Source organism: Candidatus Nitrosocosmicus agrestis, assembly GCF_008389435.1.
GTDB lineage: Archaea > Thermoproteota > Nitrososphaeria > Nitrososphaerales > Nitrososphaeraceae > Nitrosocosmicus > Nitrosocosmicus agrestis.
Window position 1 is genome coordinate 28722 of the sequence record NZ_VUYS01000019.1, and the last position, 24621, is coordinate 53342.

Below are 24621 nucleotides of genomic sequence, written 5' to 3' on the forward strand. Positions count from 1 at the left end.
ATGTGTCATTAACAAATGATTAGAATTTAGTTCTCAATAAATAAACGATTATAGTTCCAGCCATAGAATTATATTAAAATGTACTAATTTTCACAATGTGAATAAATTTGACCAGATAGGTGCAGGCAAGAATCCTCCCAGTAATGTAAATGTAGTAATTGAGATCCCTCAGAACGGCAATATCAAGTATGAAGTTGATGCAGACTCGGGTATTCTTTTTGTAGATAGAAAGCTGCATACATCGATGGTTTATCCTTTCAACTACGGTTTTGTCCCTATGACAAGAGAAGAAGATGGTGACCCAATTGATATATTGGTAATGAGTAATGACGCCTTTTCCCCATTGTCTGTTGTGAGATCAAAACCGATAGGCGTATTAATTATGGAAGACGAAGAAGGGCAAGATTCAAAAATTATCGCAGTCCCAAATGAGAAGATCGATTACGATTACTCCAGATATTCAGAAATAGGTCAAATCGATCCTGTGATATTGGATAAGATAAAACATTTTTTTGAACACTACAAAGAGCTTGAAAAAGGAAAGTTCGTAAAAGTAACTGGCTGGAAAGATAGAAAAGCAGCAGAACAAATTATCCTTGATGGAATTGAAAGATTTAAGAAGAGTCAATCATAATGCCTTGAATTGTTCACTCCACCGCATATAAGCTCTTATCATTTCTGGACTAACGCTGGGTTTTCTCACCTTAAACATCTCTTTAAAGTCTAATAAGCTTAGTTCTCTAGGTAGAATCGAGTGGTCTAGTGGCTCCCCTCTTTCAAATAATTCATTTACAACTTTTAACTGTGCAGATTGACAAATATCTTTTATATCACTGGCACTGTATGCTTCAGACAGTTTTGCCAAATCATCAACCTTAACAGTCTGATCATTTGTTAATTTAGATACATATTGTTTAAATAGATTCTTCCGAGAGGACACGTCAGGTAAAGTTACATAAATCCTTTTCTGAAACCGCCTTAGAAAACCAGATTCCAAACTCCATGGCTTATTCGTAGCTCCAATTACATATAGAAATGAATCCTTGGCCTTTCCATTGATGCCATCCATTTCTGTTAAAAATTGGTTTTTGACTCGCACCTCACCACCCACTTCGCCATTTCTAGTCCCAAGCAATGAATCGATTTCATCTATAAATAGCAAGATTGGAATTTTTTCTTTTTCATGCAAAGCCCTAGCAAAAGTAAATAGTTTGGAAATATTCTTCTCTGCTTCCCCTAGCCACTTACTCATCATAGAAGCCGCATCAATATTGATAAAATATCCATGAATCTCAGCAGCTGCAGCTGCAGCCAATAAGGTTTTTCCACATCCAGGAGGTCCAAAAAGTAATATTCCTCTTGGCCAACCAAGCGGAAATAAATCTGCTCGTTTAGTAGGATAAACTATGGATTCTCTAATCGCACGTTTAGCATCTTCTAATCCAATTACTTCGTTCCAAGTAACCATTGGTTTTTCTTTGAGAATGAGACTTTCCAACTCTTTTCCTAAATCCTGAATTATGTCGGTACTTGGCGTATGTCCATTCTTAGGAGGATACTGAGAACGTGGGTTTTGAGAGAGGCCACGTTTTACTGAAGTTTCAGTCTTGTTTATCAGATTGCTCGAATTTAAATGAGAATCTTTATTTTTTAAGGAATCTCCAAAATCTTTGACATCCAAAGAGTCTTGTTTACCCTCCTCAAGAATACCATTAGCCATCTGTATTGCTTTAATTCGATTTTGATAAGCACTTGCCCTTTCCAAATATACCCTATTTAATTTGTATTCGGGATAAATTTGAACTAGTTTTATGAGAGCCTCGCTTGCTCTTTGGTATGAGTTAATTGCAGACGAATGTGATCCCTGAGAATCAAGCTTTATAGCATCTGCTGCAAATTTACTTGCAGTATTCTCCAATTCCTGTGGTGCAAGTGTCATTATATACTATTCTCATTTACAATCTTCAAAGTGTTAGAAAGAATATAGGGTAAATAGAATTTTTCAAAAGGATAAAAAAAAATAGACTAATGTATTGTAGGTGACAAAGGATGATCAGGATGCTACTTTCATTTATTTTAATTATTAATTCAATTAATTTGACTCATGTCCTTACAACTATTACAAATCAAGAATGAAAAAGATGTCAGAGTCTTTAGCGTGCAATGAAATTCTAGGTGGTTTAGAGGAATTAGGATTATCAAAATATGAGGCATCTGCTTATTATGGGCTACTTGGTAAGGGTTTAATATCAGCAAATGATTTAGCTTATAGTTCAGGTTTACCCAGAACAAAGATTTATTCCATATTGAAAAAGCTGGAAAGAAAAAAACTCGTAATTATCAGCAATCAAAAGCCCTTGATGTTTAGAGCACTTTCACCTGCTGATTCCTTCAGAAATCTCTTATTAAAACATGAAGAAAAAATAAGTGGGCTACGCAGGCTAATTGAAAGATTAAAGGTTATCAATGATAATGGACTCCGGAATAAAGGGATAGATGAAAAACACTACCTCCTATTGAATCAGTCTTTAACGGACAGTAAAATTGTGGAACTCATCAAGTCTTCAAAGCAATCTATCGAAATAGCTTTAAACTCCTGGGGAAATGTTTTGTTTTCAGCCATACAGGACAATATTTTAAAAGCAGTAATAAGGGGTGTGAAAGTTGACCTGATAATTGATAAAAATTCGGACATTGACACCTCAATACTCCCCATTGCTATCAACCTAAGAAAAAATACCATTACTTCAAACATCTTTATATTTGATAAACACTTGATACTCCTAATGAATACTGACGGAACGAAATCAATTGTAATTGATTCGGTTGATATCATAATGCCAGTACTTATACGTCAATTTGAAGATTTATGGAAATCAGAAAAATCGATAAAGATTAGTAGAAAAGAAATTGAATCAATGAACGCCTAATCATTGTATTCATTTCAATATGTCGAATTCTTTCATTACGAAGGGCAATTCGACCAACAGGTCAGATGATACCATATGAAGACCAGTTTTCGCGTAAACATTTAATGCCGCGGTACCATTAAAGAAGAGTCCCATTATGCTTGCCACGATGGGATCATATTTGGTTAGGTAACCTGCTATAAGCCCTGAAAGGATGTCTCCTGTACCTCCAACTGTCATTGCAGGAGTGGTTCGTTGCATAACAAATACATTCTCTCCGTCTGAAACAATGTTCCAATATCCTTTTAATGTTACGGTGATTCCAAATTCTTTCGCCGTGTCCGAAACTATTTCAATTTGATCATTTAATTTTTCAGGCATGGTTAATCCAAACATACGCTTAAACTCCCCAGCATGGGGAGTTACAACGACTTGTGAGTTAGTAATTTGGTTCAGGATTTCTGGGATAAGCGCCCCTGCATCAACAATGAGTTTAACATCTTGATTTAGTAAACCTTGGATTAGAGACGACAATGCTTGAGGTTTTGCATTATTCAAACCCATACCTATCGCCGCCGATTGTATTTTTTTTGGAATCGATTTTAGCAACCTGTGTACTGCTCCTGCGGTCAATTTATCATCCGGAAATGGGATCAATATTAAGTCAGCCGAAAAATTTCTGGAAGGTATGATATTAATTTTAGGAACTGCGGTATAAACCAAATCGACACCGCTTCTCAGTGCTGCCATGGAAGCTAACAAAGGTGCCCCGTGATAGATTCTGCTACCTCCAACAATTAATGTAATTCCATTATCACCTTTCCTCGATGTCACTTCCCTAGGAAGGATAAATTTCTTGATCAAGTCAGAATCGACATTGGAATAGGATTTCATTTTGGAATACTAATAAACCTTATAAGCACACTAATTAGTTTTAGCATCAAACAAATAATATAGTCGAATTACCTACATGATTATGTGAGAAGGGATAAAAAGCTTGATTTTTCAAGACTTCACCCCAATACTGAGAAGTTTGTATCTGTTGTGCCGTTAGAAATCGATACGCATTACCAAATGTTTGGAAAGCATATGTGGGAGGTTGAGTATAATGAAAGGTGTCCCCGATGTGATAAGAGGATAGATGAGTATGGGTTTTGTGCCTGTAACGGGGTTGCAGAATAGTTTTTTACACGGATTAAATAAAATTAAATATATTTGGTACAAATACGACCAAATATATTTTACATTTTCGAAAATAATTAAATACCATTGATGCAAAAATGTATTTATGAGCAGCGAAGTGATGGGTGCAGTAACCTATGAATGTATGTCTTGCGGTACTAATGTAACTGCAGAAGAATTGTCTTATCTTCCAGAAATAAAATGCATTTGCGGTTTCAGAGTGTTTAGAAAAGTGAGACAGCCAATAATTAAGCAACTAAAAGCGATTTAGTTGAAAATAGTCTGTCCTGACTGTAAAAATGCCGCTTTTTTGGCCGATGATTTTTCCGTAGTGAAATGCGACAACTGCGGATTCGATAAGTCCTACGGCGAATATGTAAAGTACGTTGCCTACAAAGATAAGAGATTTTCAGATATATTGAGCGACTACAAAAAAGATTGATCATTTTCCTTAAAGAACAAAGCATTAATACTGTAATTACCTTAAAGCAAAAATAAACAATAAAATAAAAAATAGTAACCAAAATGGGCAGAAGAAGTATTTGTGGGCTAAAAATCAAATGCCCATTTTACGCAAACTAGTACAGAAATACTCTCAAAACAATACTCTAAAGGGTTTAGACATAGGAGTATGTCTTCACATAACCAAAGAAACATCTGTTTTAATAATGGGATTAAAGGAAACTGGTGCTAACGTATCTCTATGCTCTGCTAATCCTTTATCAACCAAAACTGAAGTTAGAGATTTTTTAAAGGAATCTGGTATTCGTATTTTTACAGATAAAAACTACAATTTAGATTCTTTTTATTCGAATATGGATAAGGTTCTCGACACAAAACCTCAAATAATTATTGATGATGGTGGTGAATTACACAAAAAGGCAATAAGGAGAAAGGACCCGATTCGAGGTGGTACAGAGGAGACAACATCTGGGGTAAATAGATTAAGAGCATTAAGCGACATCCCTTATCCCGTGATTGCCGTAAACCAATCCATTACGAAGCATTTATTTGACAACACTTTTGGAACTGGTCAAAGCATTATGGAATCTATAATCAAAACAACAAGTGTGTTGATTGCAAGTAAACGAATTGTAGTATGTGGTTATGGTTGGGTGGGAAAAGGTGTTTCAAAATATGCTCGAGGTATGGGAGCGAAAGTTAGTGTTACTGAAACAAACCCTCTCAAGGCAATTGAAGCATATTTGGATGGCTTTGAGGTTGCTAGACTAGATAAATTATTATCGCATAATGATATTTTCATTACATGTACTGGTCAAATAAACGTAATAGGAAGACAACACTTTGATTACCTAAAAGATGGTGCAATTTTATGCAATGCCGGTCACTTTGATGTGGAAATTGATGTTAAAGCACTAGATGCTATTGATCCAGACGCTTTCGAGCCTGTACAGAACGTAACGTGCTACAAAATCAGAGATGGCCTGAATAAGAAAAAAGTATTTTTGCTTGCTCGGGGTAGAGTAGTAAATTTGATAGGTTCAGAGGGCAACTCCCCCCAAGTAATGGATCTCTCATTTACTAATCAGTTTCTTTCCATAATCTATTTGTTTAAATATATGGAGAAGCTACCTAAGAAGGTATCACCACCACCTAATAAAATTCAGAATCAGATATCAAAACTTGCGTTACAAGCGTTTGGTTTGGATATTGATAATCTTACATTGCAGCAAAAAGAATATTTTAAGAGTTAGATTTGAAAATGTTAAAATATTCTTTGATATCTTTCACAAATACAATAAAACACAAGATTTAACAAATTAAGTTTATCTTGTCCTTTTCAAAATTACTTTATTGCCACAAATATTGCAATAAGGCTCGTGTGTATCAGTGAAGGATTTGCATATACTGCAGTAGTGTTTTAGAGATTTAATTTTGAATTTATCCTTCCCCGGGATTATTACTTGCAGGTTAAGTTTTTTGGCCAAGTTAGCCAAAGTATAATCAGTAGATATAATTGGATATTTAACTTCCTTTCCCAACGCTATTAAAGACAAATCAGCATCAGACAATTTTGACACTTCAAATCTGTTATTTGATTTTTTCAAGTCGTTAAATGATTCTCTAGAAGGATTTAAAATAGATACTCTCCCTGCAGAAATTAATGTTTCTAGTCCATTAATATCCTTCAAAATGTGTTCTATTTCATCATAAATGTGACTTGTAATCATAAATGAAACATCAGAAGAACTCTGAAAAGGAATCCCCATATAAAAAACGTTGGAATCAGCTATATAGGTTTTAGATATTGTATCCAAGTTTGTTCAGCTGTCTAGTATTATTTTTTTTAAATCTTAAGAAGACTGCATCGTAAGCGTACTTTACTATTTTGATTTCAGTATTTTTAGGAATCTCTTGAGTTATCTGGCCATCCATAACAAGTTGGGTATCATGACTAGCGCTGATCGTTATGCGCTCCATTGGCAGTACAAAAGGAGGCATTCTGTTCACAGATGCAATTGGTGTAAGTAGCAAGCATTCTAGATTTTCCTGTATAACAGGACCATTGTTTGAGAGCGAGTGGCCAGTCGATCCTGTAGGGGTCGAAACTATAATTCCATCCATTTTCTGACCAAAGGAATCACCATTAACACATATGTGGAACATAGGTGTCTTATTTAGTTCCGATCTCATTAACACAAAATCATTTATAACCGGAACAGAAATCCTATTATTGTAATGAGCTATAATCCGTATCCTTCTATCAGTAAAGTATTTTCCATTAATTAAGGGATCTAGTATTGATTCTACAAAATTTTTTGAGACTTCTGACAAAATGCCTCTCGTCCCGCCAGCATTGATACACAACACTGGAACGTTATGTGGCAACAACCTGAACGCCTTTATAGTAGTCCCATCACCTCCAACTGCTATGGCCAAATCCAATTTTTCATCCACATCTGATCCCGGAAAATCTAACTTATCCTTCCTGAATTCAATAACCTCAATACCTTGCCCTTTTATCTTTTCCTTCAATAAAGAGGTAACTGTTTTTGCTTCCTCATTATTTCTTTTAGTAAAAATGGCAACGCATCGAATTTTATGATTCAAACACTTTATGATTATACAATGGGGTATATTTTTTTACTTATATTCATTATTGTAAATTATGAATATTCACGGACCTGATGGGCCTAATTATCACATTCTCGGCAGTCGCATTTTATCGGGCGACTAATTTTATTTGTTCCCTCTATAGACCCTTTTTGTAGTGAATTCTTGCCATTAACCTCACATATGGTTCACAGAGACGCATTAGCTTATAATATAGCACTAATATAGAATTAAGTTTGTTCCAAATTACTAGTGATTTTCAAACCATATATCAAAATTTGACCTTTCAAGTTAATCAGCATTCTTTCCTTTACTGACATGTATGGTAATCTCTTCGCAGAAATTGACAACTTTGGATTTGGTACGAATCAATGGATGAAAATGCAAACCAATTAGTCCTTAGATATTGACATAAATAGCCAGAAAAAGATCTTTTAGAAAAATTATGAGGCTAACTACTCAAGATAGGCCTTGCCTCGCCTACCTCGACACGCTCTTATAATCGACTTTACCATTTTTTAGATAAAAAACATCAAGAGATTTTAAATTACATTTATATTAGAAAAATAGGGCCTTTAAAAATTAGCAAAAGGGGCCGATAGCTCAGCTTGGTGGAGCGTTCGACTGATAATCGAAAGGCCGAGGGTTCAAATCCCTTTCGGCCCATATGGAAATACATATTTGATAAGGACAGACATTATACTCGTCGGCTGCTAAAGGTTTAGTTTGTGATCCCAACGATAATTAATACGACTTTGATCTCATATCTAAAAGGAAGCAACTAAAGCATGTTTGATTTAAACGTTCAATTGATAACTAGATAATGATTTGCCAGATTTATTTCAGAAATTGAGTCAAATTTTATTCTGATTTTTGAATAAGATTTATGCCAACTTAATTTTATTTACTGTGGTCCGATGTTGGATACATTTGGACATTAATTGACAGTATAAAATTTGAATAAATTCTTATGTTCATTTTTCTGACTTCTGGATTATATGTGCATGAATTTCGCAATTGGCTAGTGGAACGATGAATAAAACTGAAGGAGATAACAAAGTCAAATTCACATTTATCTGATAGAAATATAACTAAAGATAAAAAGCAGTACATTCAAGTTTCCAATCGGAAATTTTTCCGTTTTACTTATTTTGTTCAGATACAGAATTTATGTCAGATGCTATTTTGAAGCTAGGGTATGTAGATCGAGTGATACGATATACTTTGAAAAGTTTTATTATGCCAAAGATATAATTTATCCAATTCATCTTTACATAACTTGACTTAGACTAATCCATCAAACCCAATTCAATCGACAAAGTTAGGAAAAAAAGGTTTGAAATAATTAAGCATAATATTAGGTATCACAAGAAAATACAAAAACGGTAAGTGTAGTCAATATAAAGCATTCACAGGTTATTTGAAACCAAAAAAGTATTTTGCAGGATCATTTTTTTCCGAAATGCTCACCTTACTATCAAGATTATCAGATCTAAGATTACATAGCAATCTATTTAATATTACTTGTATTATTTGGAATTGAACGATCACGAAGATAGCAACTAATATTTTGATCTTAATTATCCCATTAATCGTTGGTTCTATAATTATGACATCAATACTTTCTCTCCAAAACATGTCAGGATTCAGAGCAAAATATCTTGAAATCTTTGAAAATTCAGGGAATCAATTGGTAGACAGGATCTTAGGTGAGATCAATAAAATGAAGTTTGATGTAATTTATCTTGCAGAACAACCAATACTTACTCAACCAAATGGATTGGCCAAGGAGCAGCTTGATTTGTTAAATAACTTTATTAAATTGGGGGAATCAAAATACGCTTCTGTAGCAATTTACAATTTAAGTGGATACAAGATCTTAGATACCACAGGAGAAGATCCCAACAAGAGTATTTCAAATACAAACATTTCAACCAGTTCAATCCCAAATAGGGTTTTTTTTAATAGTACAATTGATAGAATATCAAATTACCAGAATGGATTTCATTTTACAGCACCGCTGTACAACAACCAAGATTTATTAACAGGATTAGTTGATGTGAGAGTATCAGATACTTTTATTTATAATATTGTCAATAACACGTTATTTTCCTTGAATAAAGAAGGAAACATTTACAAGTTTTCAATCGACTTGATCCATGACAACGGTGCTTTAATATTTTCTACCAGATCAAATATTTTTGAAAGCCATGATTCGGGTATTTTGATGAATAATTTCAGTTTATCCGATAAGTCTAGCTTCGATGGTAACTTTAGTAGAGGCAAATCTACACTGATATCCATTCCAATTCCAATAACATTAGCCAATCTCCAAACAAATGGAAACTGGACTATGTTACTAAATAGCCAAAATATATCTTCAATGGAAGAATTTAATAAAACAGTAGGCGATTTTTTGATCGCTTCCTCAGTTATATTAGTTAGCGCGATATTAGTAACAGTGATACTAGTAAATAAGATTACATTACCCATTACCCAGTTAAAGAATGTCGCGTTAGAATTAAGTAGAAATAAATTTGAAAAGGAAATCATGGTTGAAGGATCAAGTGAAGTAAAGGATTTGTCGATTAGTCTAGAAGTAATGCGCAGAAATGTTGAAAACTCCAAAAAGAACCTAATACGTAAGGTCAAAGAACGTACCAGGGACCTTGAGAAAGCCAATGAACATTTGATAGCCAAAGAATCTGAAGTCAACATGATAAACGAGGAGCTACTAAAATCAAACAAAGCCAAAGAAGAGTTCCTCTCCATGGTTAGTCACGAGCTTAAAACCCCTATTACACCAATGAAATTATATATCGAAATGATGCTTAAAGGCAACAGAGCTGATGAGCTAAATGTATTTCAGAAAAAAGCTCTAGGCATAGTTCACAAAAATATTCTAAAATTAGAGACAATAATTAACGATATATTTACAGTATATCGAATGGAATTAGACACTTTTAAAATTAGCAAGAAAATTACAAATGTTACCGAATTGATCGATTCTAATATGTCAGCTCTTTCTCCATTGATGCGAGATAAGAACATACAATTCAATTCTTCAGTGAGGACAAACAAGAAAGTATTATGTGATCCAGTGAGAATCAGTCAAGTATTCTTCAATTTAGTAAATAATGCTGTTGACCATGTCCCACAGGAAGGAGGAAGAATTGTCATCAAGGCTGAAGACGAAAATCAAGGTCAAACAAATATCCAAGCAACACTTGGGACAGACAACATAAACGAGAACGGCAAAGTGATATTCACTGTAGAGGACAATGGCATAGGAATCGCGGAGAGTAATATGGATTCACTTTTTAAAAAATTTTATCAAATAGATACTGGCCTCAGTAGGAAATACGGAGGGACTGGATTAGGTCTAGCGATATGCAAAGGTATTATAGAATCACATGGAGGAACAATTTGGATTGATCCATTTTACAAGAACGGAGCCTCATTCAAATTTACCCTTATTTCTGCATAGTGTGAAAGTTTTACTACAAACCGCATAGAATCATCCATTTCTTCAAGTGAAGGTATTGATTGAAGATGACAATGAGAGTATAACCTATGCAGTTAAAGATTTTTGAGACAAGTTATATTAATTATAAGAGATCATCAATAATGGTAAATCAGGGTTGAAGGAATACAGAAATTATTTTATGATCTAATCTTTTAGATATAGATATTCCAAATTTTACGGATTTAGAGATGTTAAATTGGTTAAAAAATGGAGTGGATGAAAAACAAAAATACTACATTTTTGCAGCATCTGCTTTCAATTTTAATTTAGTATCTGAATTGCTGCAAATTGGAGTAAGTGATGTTTTAACCAAACTGGTTTCTTTAGATAAACTAGATAAAATTAAAAGGAAATACCTGAATGTTCAAAATGAATTTTCATTTCATTTTAAGCAGATCAATTTGAAAACTATACTAGTTATGTATACATACCCTAAAACAATTATTTGGCAGGGTTAAAAGGCTAAAATGATAAAATTATCAAAGTTTTTTTATTATAGGTAGTTTGTGTTAATAGAAATATACTTTTTGAACCTTTATACAGATTCCAAGAATATAGGCGATAAAGCAATAATACACATGTTACTATTTAAGGGGAAAGTGCATCTAGATAATAAAGAGTCAAAATAAATTGGACAAAGTTCTGTAGATATTTGATTGTTAAAATCAAACAATAGTTAAAAAAAATTCTTAATTGAATGTATGTTCTTAAACCTAAGATCGGCTTCATAAAGTATTGTTTAGTAATTGACCTATTACATCATCAAATACCTTCATAGGTTGCGCACCTTCTATCGCCGCAATTCTTGTAGAATTGTCTTTAAGGATAAGAAATGTTGGAGTGCTCGCCAAACCTAGACCTTTTGCGAACAAATCATTTTCAGCCACTAATTTGGAATATTTGTGAGAATCCAAACAATTTGTAAACTCAGATATGTCGGTCATGTTAACATTCTTGGCAAATGTTATCAGGCTTTCCTTTGAGACCCAACCAGTATTTTCACCTCTGGAATTTCTGTATACCTCGTCGTGATAGTCCCAATATTTGTCTTGATCGGCTGCACAATAGGATGCTTCTGCCCCCAATGTTGAGAGTCTATCTTTTGGAAGATCATTTATTACCAAGTCTTTGAATCCGAATCTTACTATACCGGTATCAACGTATTTGGATACAAGAGTCTCTTTAGTCTCCGCGTTAAACCTTGCACAGAATGGGCACTGATAATCTCCGAATTCAACTATATTTATTGGTGCATCTGGCTTCCCTAAGGCGGTAGCGCCAGGGATTACAGGAGTAGTAAGATTTGAGATTAGCTGTTGAATATTTTGAGGATTAGCCTCAGTTGAGGATTTATTCTGTTTTCCATAGTTAGAAAATGCTGTGATAGAACCTCCAACGAGGAGTGCTCCAAACAAAACAGCCAAAATTAAAAATTTACGATAATTAGTCTTTTTGCCTTGCGATTTCCTAATTCTTCGCTTCAAGTTGTGAACACATAAATGAAAGTTAATCGGTTATTTAAAACCATAATTTTACAACGAAAGTCCCATAAAGATTAACTTTTATTGCTTTCAGGTAATTTAGATACTATGAGATTGTAGGCATGTATTGCCTGATCCTTTCTTGGGAGCTGTATAAAAAACACATTGGATTCCGAGGAACCAGAAGGAGATATACCAATCATCCCTGTAACGGACAAAGATTTGAAAAAATCTAGCGTCTCATTTGCATACAGAAGAAAATCATAATCCAAAATACGGTTCATAAACTTTATGTTTATATTTACAAATACATGGACTCCATCATCAAAAATATTAAGATTTGTATCAATTGAATTGGGTCTTCCCTGCGACACCTTCATTATGTTTTCAAACTCGTTTGGATCCATTAATAAACAAGGAACTCGCTCACCGGCAAAATTTACAAGCATGTAACCTAATTTATGAACATTAGATACAAAGTCTTCCAAGGAATTCAAATTTTTTTTCAATAATTACTAAATGGTAGATAGAGTTTTAAAAATTAAACTTATAAAAAAATAACAGACTTAAAGGTTTAAGATGGGTCTCGGGTCTGTTAACAAATTTGAATAGATTTTGCCAAAAGTATTGCTTTTTGTGGATCTTCGTTGCTGAATTCATGACTGTCGTACTTCTTATTAAAATAAAGAAGATCAGCAAGTTTCCACTTGTCAATTGTGACAAATGTAGTTCCCGTCCTTTTGATATTTGTCATATTGGTAGTAAGTATAACCAATTTGTCCACTACAGATGTCTTCTTAGTGCTCATGACAATTTTGTCAAAATTTTTGTTCTTGTCAGTGTCTACAGCTATTGTTATGCCTATTCTCTTACCCATATGATCATTGTAAATAGCATCCAGACAATCAAGATCGATTTTATCCTGGTTCTTCTTGACGGCACCCATTTCTTCAAAATAATTTATGAGGTTTTTAACTGCTTCTCTTATACCAATTTCAAGCCTATCTTTGTCAATCGACAGTTTCCTCATCTTTATAAAATCAGAAATGGGAATTCCCATTATACTACCTCTCAATCGAAGTCCAGGATAAACGCTCTTTAATGTGTCTTCTATAGATTGTTCATCTATAATATCAGATTTCTTACTCAATGCAGTATCAAATGCATGGCTAATCACATTTAGGATGGATCTAATATTCCTAAAATCAGGAAACTCATCGTAAATAATCCGGATTTTAGAGGATAAATCCTTTCTTTCTGAAGAAGACAATTTGGGGTTGTGATGCAAAATGTATTGAAGTACTATTCCATCAATTTCATCAAAGGAGTTTGATCCGGCAAGATCGATTTTATAATTGGCCTTTTCCAATCGATCAAATAAAGAAGGACTCAGACGTGATATTTCTGAGTAATAGGATGGAGTCGTAACAATCATTAACATGGCATATGAGATGTGTGAGTTTATCAAACCTTTCATATATTCTAATGAAGAAAGATTTGTGTCAAATTCATCAATCTGAAAAATTGTAATTTTGTTTAAGAGTTTGATATTAATGGCCGCGAGGGCTTTTAAAACCATTACCAGGTTTTCAAAGGTTTTTAAATCAGAATAGTTTAACGTTCCTGTCCGGATAATCTCAGATACCAAATGGATCTCCATTTTTGTAAAATCTTTTGACATCAACTCAAAAAGGTGTTCAAAAGACAAGGTTGATTTTTTTTCTGTCAGTCGCTCAATCTTGTCAGAAATTGAATTTCCATTTAAAGAGTCAAAAAAACCATATTTTATAATTTTTTTAACTAACTTAGGATTCTGTTTGTAAGATTCTTTAAGATATTGCATCAATTGAGTTCTTATGAGACTGAAATATTCTGATCCAAAACCAGATATTATTGAGTGAAAGAAATTGTCAATATCTCTTGGCTGTACTTGAGTAAGGTCCGTATAGGTTATGACGGATTTGTCTCGTATGTCGGCAATAGTTTTCAAATGTAAGGTTAAATGGGTCTTTCCAGAACCAACATCTTGAATTATTGTTACTATCTTAAATAAATCATCACTCTGACCTGCGTTTAACTTGGATTTTGATTCAAGATCAATTATACATTTTTTTATGGAATCAACAGCTTCGATGTGTCGCTTGCCACCAAGGATTTTGGAGGTTGTTATAGACGGGGTTGGGGTACTCGGGAAAGGATTATTTTCAAGTCCATAGGGCATTATGCGATACACCTCACAAACCCATGGATGATTCCTCTCAGGACTACCCCTTCATACCCCCCTGATGAGAGTTCATAGTTTTCAGGGTACAATTCAATCAATTCTGATACCAAGGTATAAAACTCGTTACTGGTAATGTTGCAGCTTTCACATATATCTTCCTTAATAACAGAAAGCTCAACCCAGCCTATGGATTGTGACTTTTCACCTATAGCACTATCAAACCTACTCTTAAAGTCTTCTATAGATAATGAGCTACTTGTTGAAGTAGTCAAAAGTGAATCTGGTTTTAGGTTATTAATTTTTTCTTCGAAACGTTCAAAAGAACCTTTCATATCTGAGAGTTCACAGTCTATTTTTTCCACGTATTTAAACAAGGAATCAGAATAATTATCTAACTTACTCTGAATACCTGTTATAGAATAATATAAGAATTTAAATTTAATATCAGATGAAAGCAGATACTCTAGATAAGATTGCTTTTCCCAACAATAGACATACGTCCCCTTTTTAGAAATACAAATCTTGTCTGATCCGGCTAGTTGATTCAATTGATCATCAAAATTAACATCCGAATGCTTTTTCTTTAGGTCAGATTTCTTAATTCCAACGGATCCAAAAGATTTAATATCATTGAATATATCATCAATGTTGGACATATTATCAAAAACGCTGAAAAGTGTTAAATAAAAGATTGTGAAAAAAATCTACCGTATTTGTGAAATTAAATAAACAATTATATGAATTAAAAAGCCATCTAAATTTAAAAGGAATGATGATACACAAGTCTGATAAAAGCAATGATGATAGCACTAGGGTATCTGACCACACCTTGATAGATAATGGAGGATAAATAAATTAATAAAAGAAAATGTATAATAGCTATAACAAAGTGTCCGATCCTGATAAATCATATGAAAAAAACATTGGCCAAGATGAAGTGACGAGAAGGACAAATAAATTGCTTGAGGACTTTAAACAAAATTATGTTAAGGGTAGTGGTAATGACTTTGTAAGTGATGCAATTACCAATATGATTGTGTGTTGTAGAACTTATGAAAAAATATTTGAAGGTTTTATAATTGTCTCTCAACTAAATAAATTGCCTCAAGAGCTAATCGAAGGATTTGTGAAGTGGTCCAATGGACAGCTTGAGGAACTAAAAGAAAAAATCCAAGAAATTGACAAAAGACGAGATATGAGATAGGACGATGTAGTATATTTCATCCATCGAATAAGTTAAATTCAAGCAAAGGCACATTATTATTGAATACTTGTGTCTGTGAGTGGTCGTCTGGAATCTTCAATTATTAAAGATTACATTGAGGTATCAAAACCAAGAATTGTAATAGTACTTGTCATTACGGCAGTTACTTCGATGCTCGCAGCTACCAGATTCGATGGTTCTCCCGATGCAGCATGGGATATTTCGGGCTGGAAGTTACTCTTTTTGATAATTTGCGGGTCCTTGTCATCTATGGGAGCCAGTGCAATAAACCAATTTTATGACAAGAATATCGATAACTTAATGGTAAGGACTTCAAAAAGGCCTATCCCCTCAGGTAGACTTAAAGCTAATAATGTTTTGTTTTATGGATTAGCACTCTGTGTAGCATCAGTAGCCACAGCATGGTTTACTCTAAATCCCATGGCCACTTTCATGATCGCATTGGGAATATTCTTTTACGTAGTAGTATATACCCTTGTCCTTAAAAGAAGGAACGTATGGAATATAGTTATAGGGGGTTTTGCAGGTAGTGCAGCTTCTATGGCAGGATGGGCTACAACAACAAACGGGATGGACCTTTTAGGATTTCTTGTAGGTTGGATTGTTTTTATGTGGACTCCACCTCATTTTTGGTGCTTAGCAATAAAAACGAGGGAAGAATACTCCAAGGCTAGTGTCCCCATGCTTCCTGTGGTCTACGGAGATGAAGTCACAGCCAAATATATATTCATAAATTCATTGATTTTAATCCCATACTCAATATCACTGTACTTTTTTGGATTGGGGCTACTATATCTTGTTGTTGCGGTAGGTTCGGGAGTATTAATGACGATATATCACTATAAATTAATGCAAAATCCAAATCCAGAATTCGCTTGGAAGGCATATAAAGTTACGGCCCCATATTTGGTAATAATATTCATAGCCATAGCTTTAGATTCTTTATGGTATATTCGACTATGAGCATACCCAAATAGGAGCAAACATGATAATCATAGTTTAATTGACCAATTCTATTCTTTTTCGTTCCTTAGTTATCCAACCGACCCGAATAAGACCAAAAATTTCCAAGTCCAAAAGAACCTTGTTAAAATCATCTTCTAAAATACTAATGTTATCCTTTTGCAATGAGTTGATTAAATCTAGATCAGTTGTTACACCGCCTAATCGCTTGATTCGTTCAAAAATAACATTTCTAATTGGGTAATTCATACTAATTGATCGAATAAAGAGCATTAATATAGGTTTAGAAAAGGGAGAAAAGAGTAGAATGGATAAATGGATTCAAGGTTTTTATCCATAAAAGATTTTGTCGTTAAACTTTGGAATTGCAGTTGTTAACTTCTTTTCTATCGATGAATACCAATTGTGCACATCGTTTGTTATGGAAGGCTTGACATTATTCAAAGACTCTTCAAAATCTGAATTAAATATCATGTCAGAGTTCTTGTGAATTGCATTAATCGCTGCAAATCGACAAAGGGCTACTAAATCTGCCCCACTGAATCCTTTTGTTAAAGACGAGATTTTGTTGAGATCAACGTCAGATGAAATTGGCATATTAGATGTTATCTTCAAAAGAATATCATATCTAGATAGTTCGTCTGGAGGACTAACATAAATAATGAGATCAAACCGGCCAGGCCTTAACAATGAAGTATCTAACAAATCGGGCCTGCTAGTTATGCCTATTACAATTACACCAAAATTACCTGAATCATCCATCTCCGACAATATCTGAGATAAAACCCTTTCATTGCCTGATAAATCATCAGATGTACGAGGTCTGCCCAAAGAGTCCAATTCGTCGAAAACAACTATGCAGGGCGATGAAGATCTTGCTTTTCTAAAGATCTCACGTATCGCTTTCTCAGATTCACCGACCCATTTTGACAACACTTCAGGTCCTCGAACAAAAATAATATTCATTGAACCTTCATTCGCAAACGATTTTGCAAGTAAAGTCTTGCCGCATCCTGAAGGCCCAAAAATCAGGGCGCCCTTTGCAGGCTTGATACCCATTCTAAGGAATCTTTCAGGCGTCATTATTGGTGACAGCAGATTTTCCTTAAGCAAGCTCTTTTCTTTGACCAATCCCCCCACTTCATCCCATGTAATATTGGTAGGTTCAACGTAAAATTCCCTTAATGCAGTCGGAATAATTTCTTTCATTGCGTTTAAAAAATCATTATTATTAATCCTTATACTGTTTAGAATTTCAGAAGGCACTTGGTTTTGATTTTCCAAATCGAAGTCAGTAAGTGTCCTTCGTATCGACTTCATTGCAGCTTCCCTAGACAATGCTTTAATGTCGGCACCTGTATATCCGTTAAGTAATCTCGCCAGTTCCTTTAAATGAACATCAGAATCTAATGGCATTTCATGGGTATGGATTTTTAAAATTTCATAACGACCATCTACATTATGAATTCCAATTTCAATCTCCCGATCAAACCGACCAGGCCTTCTTAACGCAGGATCCAAACTGTCTGGTCTATTAGTAGCTCCTAAAACTACTACATTTCCTCTGTCAGACATACCGTCCATTAATGCTAAAAGTTGAGCAACTACTCTTTTCTCCACGTCACCGAACGTATCTTCCCGTTTGGGAGCAATAGCATCGATCTCATCAATAAATATTATACTTGGAGCAGACTCCTTTGCTTTTTGAAAAATCTCTCTCAATTTACTCTCAGTTTCACCATAATATTTATTCACAATTTCAGGCCCATTTATTATGAAAAAGTTTGCTTTTGATTCGGCCGCTAAAGCTTTTGCTATCAGGGTTTTCCCACAACCAGGTGGTCCAAATAATAATATTCCTTTATGAGGTTCGATACCTATTTTGGAAAATACTTCTGGATGGCGCAATGGTAATTCAACTATTTCTCTTAATTTAGTAATCTGATTCTTTAAACCTCCGATCTGTTCATACGTAACATGATGACTATCGTGATATAATTTTTCTAATCCTATCTTAATTACTATTTTAGTATTCCTTGCAATACGCACAACCTCCTTTGGCAAAGTATTTTGGACTTTAAACTCAAGCGATGTACCTAAAAAATTAAGCAGAAATTGATCACCTTTTGTTACGGGGTATCCTTCAAATCGGTTATTTAAATATAGGATAAACTCATCTGAAAAATTTTTTGAAGTATTGCAGGATAAGACAAGTTTCTCAGCTGGTTTAGGATTTGCTTTTTTGACTAGAACGTAATCATTCAAGCTTACTCCGGCATTTTGTCGTGTTTGTCCATCAATATGAATGAAATTATTTTTTTTTGATTTATCATCTGAACAGAATACTGAAACAGCAGTAATCTTTTTTCCTGCTAATTCTATTATGTCACCGTCTTTAACTCCAATCTTTTCCATGGTTACGCTATCGAGTATAGCTTTTTTCTTCCCGACATCTCTAATTCTACACTCTGCAACTTTTAATTTTATGGTGTTCCCCTTTTGAACACCAGGATTGGACTTTTCTTTTTTTCTGCTCAACTAAACTTCGGAGTAATAAATTCTCTACTTCATCTTTACGGACTGTCTACTGATATTGATGACTTGCATCTCTCCAGCCCCTTCAACATTTTTTATTGATTCTTCCAATTTTTCCATTTCACCCTCTGCATCCTCTAAAAGAAAATCACCAACCAATGCATTCAAGCCAAAGGCAATTGGTTCTTTAGCATGTGCCTTAAGTTCCATACCAGATGGTATATTGTCCTTTAACGTACTAGCTAGTTTATCAACATCAGTTTCAGAGTCTGCAGGTAAAATCTTGATTCTAGCAACTAATCGGGCCATCTCTATTAAGGTCCCTCAAATCCACAGCCTACGCATTTGTAGGGTCTAGCAAATTCTCGACAACTTTGACATCGCCAAATTATTACATATCCACAATTTGGACAATAAAATCTAACACAAGCATCATTAGGCATGATAGGCCTATTGCATGATGTACATACCGGCAATTGCAACTGCTTTGACATGTAATAAAAAAGTCATAAACCGCATTTATATCTTGCTTAGGTCCCTTACAACTTTTCTATATTCATTTCCCATCAATGTGTAAATTAAATTCAATGTCAGTTTTGTATCCAAAAACTGCTTTAGTGCAATGGAATGGAAATCAAAGTCCCCTGCCGCGGAAATTTTTTCCAAAGTTTTTTGTGATATATCAGAAAATATTTTGTCTAAGGATTTATTATCCAATCTTTCCAATATACTTCTCATCAATCTAAGTCGGTCAAATTCTTTACCGAATTGAGATGTCCAATTGTCTTCGTATCTTCCAAGGTATTTTTCATCATAGTTTTCACCATGCGAATCAGCGATAGCTCTACCTGCAAATATACCACCCATTCCCCCAGTAAAAATACCTCCTGCAGTTGTAGGTTTTGTTTGACCAGCAGCATCACCCACTACAACGTTTTTGCCTATAGAAAAAGGAGTGACATATCCGTCAATCCATATAGGTGCATAGATTTTCCTTATAATTGAGTAAGGTTTTCCACGTTTATTTAGAAAATTGTTTATAGATTCATTAGGATTGATGTTTCTACCGGCCACACCCACTTTGCCTTTCCCTTCACCGGTGGGAATAACCCAAGCAAAAAATCCAGGGTACAAGTCAGCATCAAAGATTACCTCGATAGTATCCTTATTTATCCAAGGTGCATAAATTTCATATTGGCCGGAAGGTAGTATACTTCTTTTCCCTTTGTTTACAAGAGTACCTACACCCCTTGCATCGACAAAATATTTCCCATACAAATCTACTCCGCCTTTTATCTTAACCTTAAAGACACCACCTTCAAAGGTATTTTTCAGGACCGCGCTACTAGTGTTAATTTCAGCCCCAGAAGATTGAGCTTGAAAGGCTAATTCCTTGTCAAATGATCTTCTATCAATAACAATAACTTTTTGATTGGATGAATCTATTTCCAATTCTCTATTTCGAGTCCTAATTATTGCCCTTTTAATTTCATTATCTATAGTTTTAATCCTCGGAATAATTCCCAAGGTTTCAAGGCCCTTTTGGCTAACAACACCGCCACAGTGTTCAGGAGTTCCAATTTCGTGATCTTCTTCAAGAACAATGACCTTCATGCCTTTAGAACTCATTTCACGGGCAGCAAGTAATCCAGAAACGCTGCCTCCGGCGACTATAGCGTCGTAGGTATTTTCGTGATTCTTGTTGAACAACTAACAAATAAAAAACGAATTACGATAAATATTTACGTTGTCTATTCTATTTTACCTTGCAGTTTATCGTGAAAATGCAAGTTTTATTTTTCCCGTAAAATATCAATACCAGGCATTTCATCTCCAGCAAGGAATCTCAAAGATGCCCCGCCTCCGGTAGAAACATGTGTTACTTCTTTTTCGGATACTCCAGCAACCCTCATTGCCTCCAAGGTGTCACCACCCCCAATCACTGTTTTTACTCCTCGCCAATATGCCAAAGCCATGCTTACAGCTACACTTTTAGTTCCATTAGAATACATCTCCTTTTCAAAAAATCCCATTGGCCCATTCCAAAAAATTGTTCCCAAACCATTATTATGTATTTCATAACTAAATTTCTGAATAGTCTTGTCGCCTATGTCAAATCCACGCATTTTGTCAGGTATATCGGTTTGAACTATTTGGTATTGGTCGTCATTTTCACTGCGAGCCACCTTATGATCTAAAGGCAGGATTATTTTTTCACTATGTGCTTGCAATGCTTTTGTAACCCAAGGCAGGTAATCTTCCTCTATAATTGAATCTCCAACTGAAAATCCCTTTGCCTTTAAGAAAGTATAGGAAGCAGCTCCACCAACAAGCACCTTGTCGGCTTTAGGCAACAAGTGATCCAATGCACCAATTTTGTCTTTTATTTTAACGCCACCAATTACCAAAGTAAAAGGATTTGCGGGATTTTCGCGCAATTGAGTCAGATACCGCAATTCCTGAGCTAAGTTGAACCCAGCTATTCTTGTATCAAAATATTTCGCGATCCCATAAGTTGAAGAATGCTTGCGATGTGAAGTGCTGAAAGCGTCATTTACATAGATATCAGCGTATGAAGCCAAATTTTCTGAAAATTTATTTTCATTTTTTTCTTCATCAGGATAAAATCTCAAATTTTCCAATAACAAAACATCTCCCTCCCCCATACTATCGACCATGTTACTTGTTTTTGGTCCCACACAGTCATCCGAGAATCGAACAATGGCATTAAAAGATGATAGCATTTCGGCTAGTTTTTTAGATACTGGCTTTAGGGAATACCTCAAGTCTCTTCCCTTAGGTCTATCAAGATGAGACCCTAGTATCACTTTGGAACCCCGTTTGACTAAATACTCAATGGTAGGAACAGCTGACCTGATTCTATAGTCCTCGCTTATCGCATCATCCTTGACTTTTACATTAAAATCAACCCTGACAAATATTCTTTTATTTCGAAAAAACTTATCATCAAAATCGGTCAATATTTTAATTTGTCCCATGGCCTTATGGAAATAAAATAATAATAGTAATATATGTATTATATACTATCGAGCACAACAGTCAAGCATAAAAGATCAAAAAATGACATCCTAAATATTTATAATTCAAAGGGAACTCCAATGAGTTTTAGTAAGTTAACCGATCTACTAAACCATGGCCGAATTATTTTTTTACCGCGTCTATTATATATATTCAAGAATATAAAAATAAAAATAAAAATAAAAATCATAGTCCATAATACTTAAAGCTTCAAGATTAGACCTTTGAATTTTATTCTCGATTTCAAATATAAAAGATTGTGATGACGTATTATATCCTAACTATTAGAACATAAAAAGATACATAGCCTACAAGAAAACCTAGTTTTAATAAATAAGCTAAGTATGAATCAAATTAGACCGACATTAATCAAAAAGAAAATGAATGTGCCCTATAACTAAAAAATAGTGGTTATTTCTTGATCGGAGTAATTTTGGTGATGGTTGGGCAGCCGACTTTACTTGAGGCAACCTTGAAAGCCTTTTTTGTCAGATCTAGATTTTCTTTGGTTACGTGTGCTTCATAAATGGTTTTCCCAGGTTCAACCCTTGCAGCAAGTCCAGTTGCTTTCCCGAAGGCTCTTCTCATTCCTTCCTGCAACCTATCAGCACCCGCGGTAGCTATCATCTTGTTTTCCCTCAATAATACATGAGGATAAACTCGGAGCCTGGAGAAAAACGTCATATCACCTGCCTGCGCCATGGTCTTATTAGCAGCTAGTCTTGCAGCTTCTAATGAGTTGTGTCTAATCTGGATTCTTTCAGTAACCTTTAGTTCAACAAGATAATCATAATCAGCCTTTGCCTGACCTGAAGCAAATCTAGCGATTTTAATTTGAGGTTTTCCTGCAATGTACTCTTTTCTAACGTAAGGCATTCCCTTTATTTCTCGATAATTTACTCCTTTCATATAACTCCCTTTTAATGATTAAATGTGGCCTGTTGCTGTTTTTATGTGTTATGTCTCCACAGGGTAAAGGTCTATCTTCTGCGAACGAATCCGAGCCAAAAGATAAAGTAAAACCAGAAAAATTTGGCCTTGGAGATACGATCGACCATCAAGAAGCCAAATCAAATAACGATGCAGAATCAGAATCAAACTTCCTAGTTGAAGCGTCATTTCAATCCCAGAAAGGCAAAATCATAGTATATGAACAAAGGCATCAGGATCAGCTTCGAAATAAAGGGTTTGGAGATATTTTTAACAAGGAATTTCTTTTGGATGAACTTGAGGCGCTATATCTTCTTCAAAACAAGAAACTAGTAATAAATTACAACAAAAATAAATCAGATTTTTCTTTTTCAGACTTTTTGAAAATTCTTATAAAGAGAGACAAAAAATTACTTACCAAATTCTTAGTTTATAGAGATTTGCGAAGCAAAGGCTATGTTGTGAAAAATGGATTTGGATTTGGTACCGATTTTAGAGTGTATGAAAGGGGTGATTACGGTAAAAAACCATCTAAATACGTGGCGATTGGCATTAATGAAGGTACGAACATTAAAGCATCAGTGTTTGTGGGAACTCTAGAACAGGTTGAGGCTATGGGAAAAAATGCAGTCATTGCTGTTGTGGAAAGGAGAGGAGAAGTGATTTACTATAAAATATCAAGGGTATCATTTTTTGAAAATAAGGGGTCAAAATAATTCACTAAAAACCGGAGTATAAGAATATAATTCGTGTAAACTTTATTAGAAATATGGATCACAATAATAATAATAATAATAATAATAGAATCCCCGAAGAGAGGAGAAAAGAGATTTGTGATAAAATTTTCAATATTGACAACAATATAAGATTTGTAGGATTAATAAATAGAGAAGGTGAAGTAATTGAGGGAGGTTTCAGAAAGGGTATCGAGCCCTTACTGAATCAACATGAGGAGCAAGACATGTATTTGCAATCGCTGTCTAACATTACCTTTTTTCAATCATTTTCTGAGAAATTTGGTCCAGTGGATTACCTTATCATAAAGCAACAAAAGATTTCTATGTTAACTTTCCCATATTCTGAGGAAATCCTGTGCTTGTCCGCTTCTTCACAATCGAACATTGACAAAATAAGGGATCAAATTCTTGAATTCCTTTCAAATAATTTAATAAAACTTGATAAGGTTAAATAAAGTGCTCTAGAAAGAATTATGTAGATGGAAAAGGTAGTTTGCGAAATTTGTTTTTACAAGGGTAATAAAGGAGAATTTGAGCAAAACAGTGATTACTGTATCGAATGTATGTGCGACCACGCCATGTGTCCTAAATGTAAGAAGCCATATCATGCAGCAATTATTACCGAATAGAAGTCACATTGAATTCTTAACTCCATAAAGTTATATTGTTGTGGGAATACCATATCGTGTTACAAGACGATGATGAATTTGATAGTCCCCCTATTAAGTTGAATATAATTCAACCAATATGAAGAGTATATACCGGACTTCCGAGTTTTGTAACCACATTTTTCTT

25 protein-coding genes and 1 tRNA gene are annotated in these 24621 nt (G+C 34.5%); 11 read left to right on the top strand and 15 right to left on the bottom strand.

Going from position 1 to position 24621, the window contains the following annotated elements:
• Window positions 1-97: 97 nt before the first annotated feature.
• Window positions 98-634 carry an inorganic diphosphatase gene (ppa, locus tag F1Z66_RS11900; protein ID WP_149863844.1) on the top strand — a complete coding sequence of 179 codons (537 nt, stop codon included), beginning with the start codon at window positions 98-100 and terminating at the stop codon, window positions 632-634.
• On the opposite strand, the gene F1Z66_RS11905 is transcribed toward ppa, so the two are convergent.
• Complete coding sequence (locus F1Z66_RS11905; RefSeq protein ID WP_149863845.1) at window positions 629-1939, bottom strand: AAA family ATPase; 1311 nt, start codon at window positions 1937-1939, stop codon at window positions 629-631. The genes ppa and F1Z66_RS11905 overlap by 6 nt on opposite strands.
• A gap of 202 nt (window positions 1940-2141) precedes the next feature.
• Here F1Z66_RS11905 and F1Z66_RS11910 point away from each other — a divergent pair, with 202 nt between their 5' ends.
• Window positions 2142-2930 carry a TrmB family transcriptional regulator gene (locus tag F1Z66_RS11910; protein ID WP_159357582.1) on the top strand — a complete coding sequence of 263 codons (789 nt, stop codon included), beginning with the start codon at window positions 2142-2144 and terminating at the stop codon, window positions 2928-2930.
• A 9-nt stretch (window positions 2931-2939) separates the two neighbouring features.
• On the opposite strand, the gene F1Z66_RS11915 is transcribed toward F1Z66_RS11910, so the two are convergent.
• Entirely contained in the window at window positions 2940-3803 is an 864-nt protein-coding gene (locus tag F1Z66_RS11915) for an NAD(P)H-hydrate dehydratase (RefSeq protein ID WP_149863847.1), read from the bottom strand.
• 150 nt (window positions 3804-3953) lie between these two features.
• Between F1Z66_RS11915 and F1Z66_RS15635 the strand changes: the two genes are divergently transcribed.
• The 3 genes from F1Z66_RS15635 to F1Z66_RS11925 all read left to right on the top strand — a co-directional run bounded on the left by F1Z66_RS15635 (window position 3954) and on the right by F1Z66_RS11925 (window position 5806).
• Entirely contained in the window at window positions 3954-4091 is a 138-nt protein-coding gene (locus F1Z66_RS15635; protein ID WP_154670561.1) for a hypothetical protein, read from the top strand.
• A gap of 106 nt (window positions 4092-4197) precedes the next feature.
• On the top strand, window positions 4198-4362 hold the full coding sequence (locus F1Z66_RS11920) for an RNA polymerase Rbp10 (RefSeq protein ID WP_149863848.1): 165 nt from the start codon (window positions 4198-4200) through the stop codon (window positions 4360-4362).
• 235 nt (window positions 4363-4597) lie between these two features.
• Window positions 4598-5806, top strand: coding sequence for an adenosylhomocysteinase (locus tag F1Z66_RS11925; protein WP_255437923.1), 1209 nt, complete (start codon window positions 4598-4600; stop codon window positions 5804-5806).
• Between the two features lie 72 nt (window positions 5807-5878).
• On the opposite strand, the gene F1Z66_RS11930 is transcribed toward F1Z66_RS11925, so the two are convergent.
• Entirely contained in the window at window positions 5879-6370 is a 492-nt protein-coding gene (locus F1Z66_RS11930; RefSeq protein WP_149863850.1) for a hypothetical protein, read from the bottom strand.
• Window positions 6354-7163, bottom strand: a complete 810-nt coding sequence (locus F1Z66_RS11935) for an NAD(+)/NADH kinase (RefSeq protein ID WP_159357581.1) — start codon at window positions 7161-7163, stop codon at window positions 6354-6356. Before F1Z66_RS11935 ends, F1Z66_RS11930 begins: the two co-directional genes overlap by 17 nt.
• A gap of 595 nt (window positions 7164-7758) precedes the next feature.
• On the opposite strand from F1Z66_RS11935, the gene F1Z66_RS11940 reads away from it, so the two are divergent.
• Both F1Z66_RS11940 and F1Z66_RS11945 read left to right on the top strand, forming a co-directional pair.
• A tRNA-Ile gene (locus F1Z66_RS11940) sits at window positions 7759-7832 on the top strand.
• A gap of 943 nt (window positions 7833-8775) precedes the next feature.
• On the top strand, window positions 8776-10653 hold the full coding sequence (locus tag F1Z66_RS11945; RefSeq protein WP_149863852.1) for a sensor histidine kinase: 1878 nt from the start codon (window positions 8776-8778) through the stop codon (window positions 10651-10653).
• 764 nt (window positions 10654-11417) lie between these two features.
• Here F1Z66_RS11945 and F1Z66_RS11950 read toward each other — a convergent pair.
• The 4 genes from F1Z66_RS11950 to F1Z66_RS11965 form a co-directional block, all read right to left on the bottom strand.
• Window positions 11418-12176, bottom strand: coding sequence for a DsbA family protein (locus F1Z66_RS11950; protein ID WP_159357580.1), 759 nt, complete (start codon window positions 12174-12176; stop codon window positions 11418-11420).
• A gap of 71 nt (window positions 12177-12247) precedes the next feature.
• Window positions 12248-12682 (bottom strand): hypothetical protein, encoded by a 435-nt coding sequence (locus F1Z66_RS11955; RefSeq protein WP_149863854.1) that lies wholly within the window; start codon window positions 12680-12682, stop codon window positions 12248-12250.
• Window positions 12683-12768: 86 nt separating this feature from the next.
• Window positions 12769-14394, bottom strand: a complete 1626-nt coding sequence (locus F1Z66_RS11960) for a hypothetical protein (RefSeq protein WP_149863855.1) — start codon at window positions 14392-14394, stop codon at window positions 12769-12771.
• Window positions 14394-15053: a hypothetical protein gene (locus F1Z66_RS11965; RefSeq protein ID WP_149863856.1), complete on the bottom strand. Its 660-nt coding sequence runs from the start codon at window positions 15051-15053 to the stop codon at window positions 14394-14396. Before F1Z66_RS11965 ends, F1Z66_RS11960 begins: the two co-directional genes overlap by 1 nt.
• A 212-nt stretch (window positions 15054-15265) precedes the next feature.
• Here F1Z66_RS11965 and F1Z66_RS11970 point away from each other — a divergent pair, with 212 nt between their 5' ends.
• The gene (locus F1Z66_RS11970; protein WP_149863857.1) at window positions 15266-15601 is read left to right on the top strand and encodes a hypothetical protein; all 336 of its coding nucleotides are present in this window, start codon (window positions 15266-15268) and stop codon (window positions 15599-15601) included.
• Between the two features lie 75 nt (window positions 15602-15676).
• Window positions 15677-16585, top strand: coding sequence for a heme o synthase (cyoE, locus tag F1Z66_RS11975; protein ID WP_230207540.1), 909 nt, complete (start codon window positions 15677-15679; stop codon window positions 16583-16585).
• A 36-nt stretch (window positions 16586-16621) separates the two neighbouring features.
• On the opposite strand, the gene F1Z66_RS11980 is transcribed toward cyoE, so the two are convergent.
• The 7 genes from F1Z66_RS11980 to F1Z66_RS12010 all read right to left on the bottom strand — a co-directional run bounded on the left by F1Z66_RS11980 (window position 16622) and on the right by F1Z66_RS12010 (window position 23068).
• Window positions 16622-16834 carry a hypothetical protein gene (locus F1Z66_RS11980; RefSeq protein ID WP_149863858.1) on the bottom strand — a complete coding sequence of 71 codons (213 nt, stop codon included), beginning with the start codon at window positions 16832-16834 and terminating at the stop codon, window positions 16622-16624.
• 81 nt (window positions 16835-16915) lie between these two features.
• Window positions 16916-19123 carry a CDC48 family AAA ATPase gene (locus F1Z66_RS11985; RefSeq protein ID WP_149863859.1) on the bottom strand — a complete coding sequence of 736 codons (2208 nt, stop codon included), beginning with the start codon at window positions 19121-19123 and terminating at the stop codon, window positions 16916-16918.
• Between the two features lie 24 nt (window positions 19124-19147).
• Entirely contained in the window at window positions 19148-19429 is a 282-nt protein-coding gene (locus F1Z66_RS11990; protein WP_149863860.1) for an elongation factor 1-beta, read from the bottom strand.
• A gap of 5 nt (window positions 19430-19434) precedes the next feature.
• Complete coding sequence (locus tag F1Z66_RS11995; protein ID WP_134482821.1) at window positions 19435-19614, bottom strand: zinc finger domain-containing protein; 180 nt, start codon at window positions 19612-19614, stop codon at window positions 19435-19437.
• Window positions 19615-19639: 25 nt separating this feature from the next.
• On the bottom strand, window positions 19640-20830 hold the full coding sequence (locus tag F1Z66_RS12000) for a geranylgeranyl reductase family protein (RefSeq protein WP_201448621.1): 1191 nt from the start codon (window positions 20828-20830) through the stop codon (window positions 19640-19642).
• An 83-nt stretch (window positions 20831-20913) separates the two neighbouring features.
• Window positions 20914-22101, bottom strand: a complete 1188-nt coding sequence (locus F1Z66_RS12005; protein ID WP_159357579.1) for a phosphoglycerate kinase — start codon at window positions 22099-22101, stop codon at window positions 20914-20916.
• Between the two features lie 469 nt (window positions 22102-22570).
• A complete protein-coding gene (locus F1Z66_RS12010; RefSeq protein ID WP_149863862.1) occupies window positions 22571-23068 on the bottom strand; it encodes a 50S ribosomal protein L16 in 498 nt (165 codons plus the stop codon).
• Between the two features lie 50 nt (window positions 23069-23118).
• Between F1Z66_RS12010 and endA the strand changes: the two genes are divergently transcribed.
• Both endA and F1Z66_RS12020 read left to right on the top strand, forming a co-directional pair.
• Window positions 23119-23805 carry a tRNA-intron lyase gene (gene endA, locus F1Z66_RS12015; RefSeq protein ID WP_149863906.1) on the top strand — a complete coding sequence of 229 codons (687 nt, stop codon included), beginning with the start codon at window positions 23119-23121 and terminating at the stop codon, window positions 23803-23805.
• Window positions 23806-23858: 53 nt separating this feature from the next.
• Window positions 23859-24281 carry a DUF6659 family protein gene (locus F1Z66_RS12020; RefSeq protein ID WP_149863863.1) on the top strand — a complete coding sequence of 141 codons (423 nt, stop codon included), beginning with the start codon at window positions 23859-23861 and terminating at the stop codon, window positions 24279-24281.
• Window positions 24282-24621 lie beyond the last annotated feature (340 nt).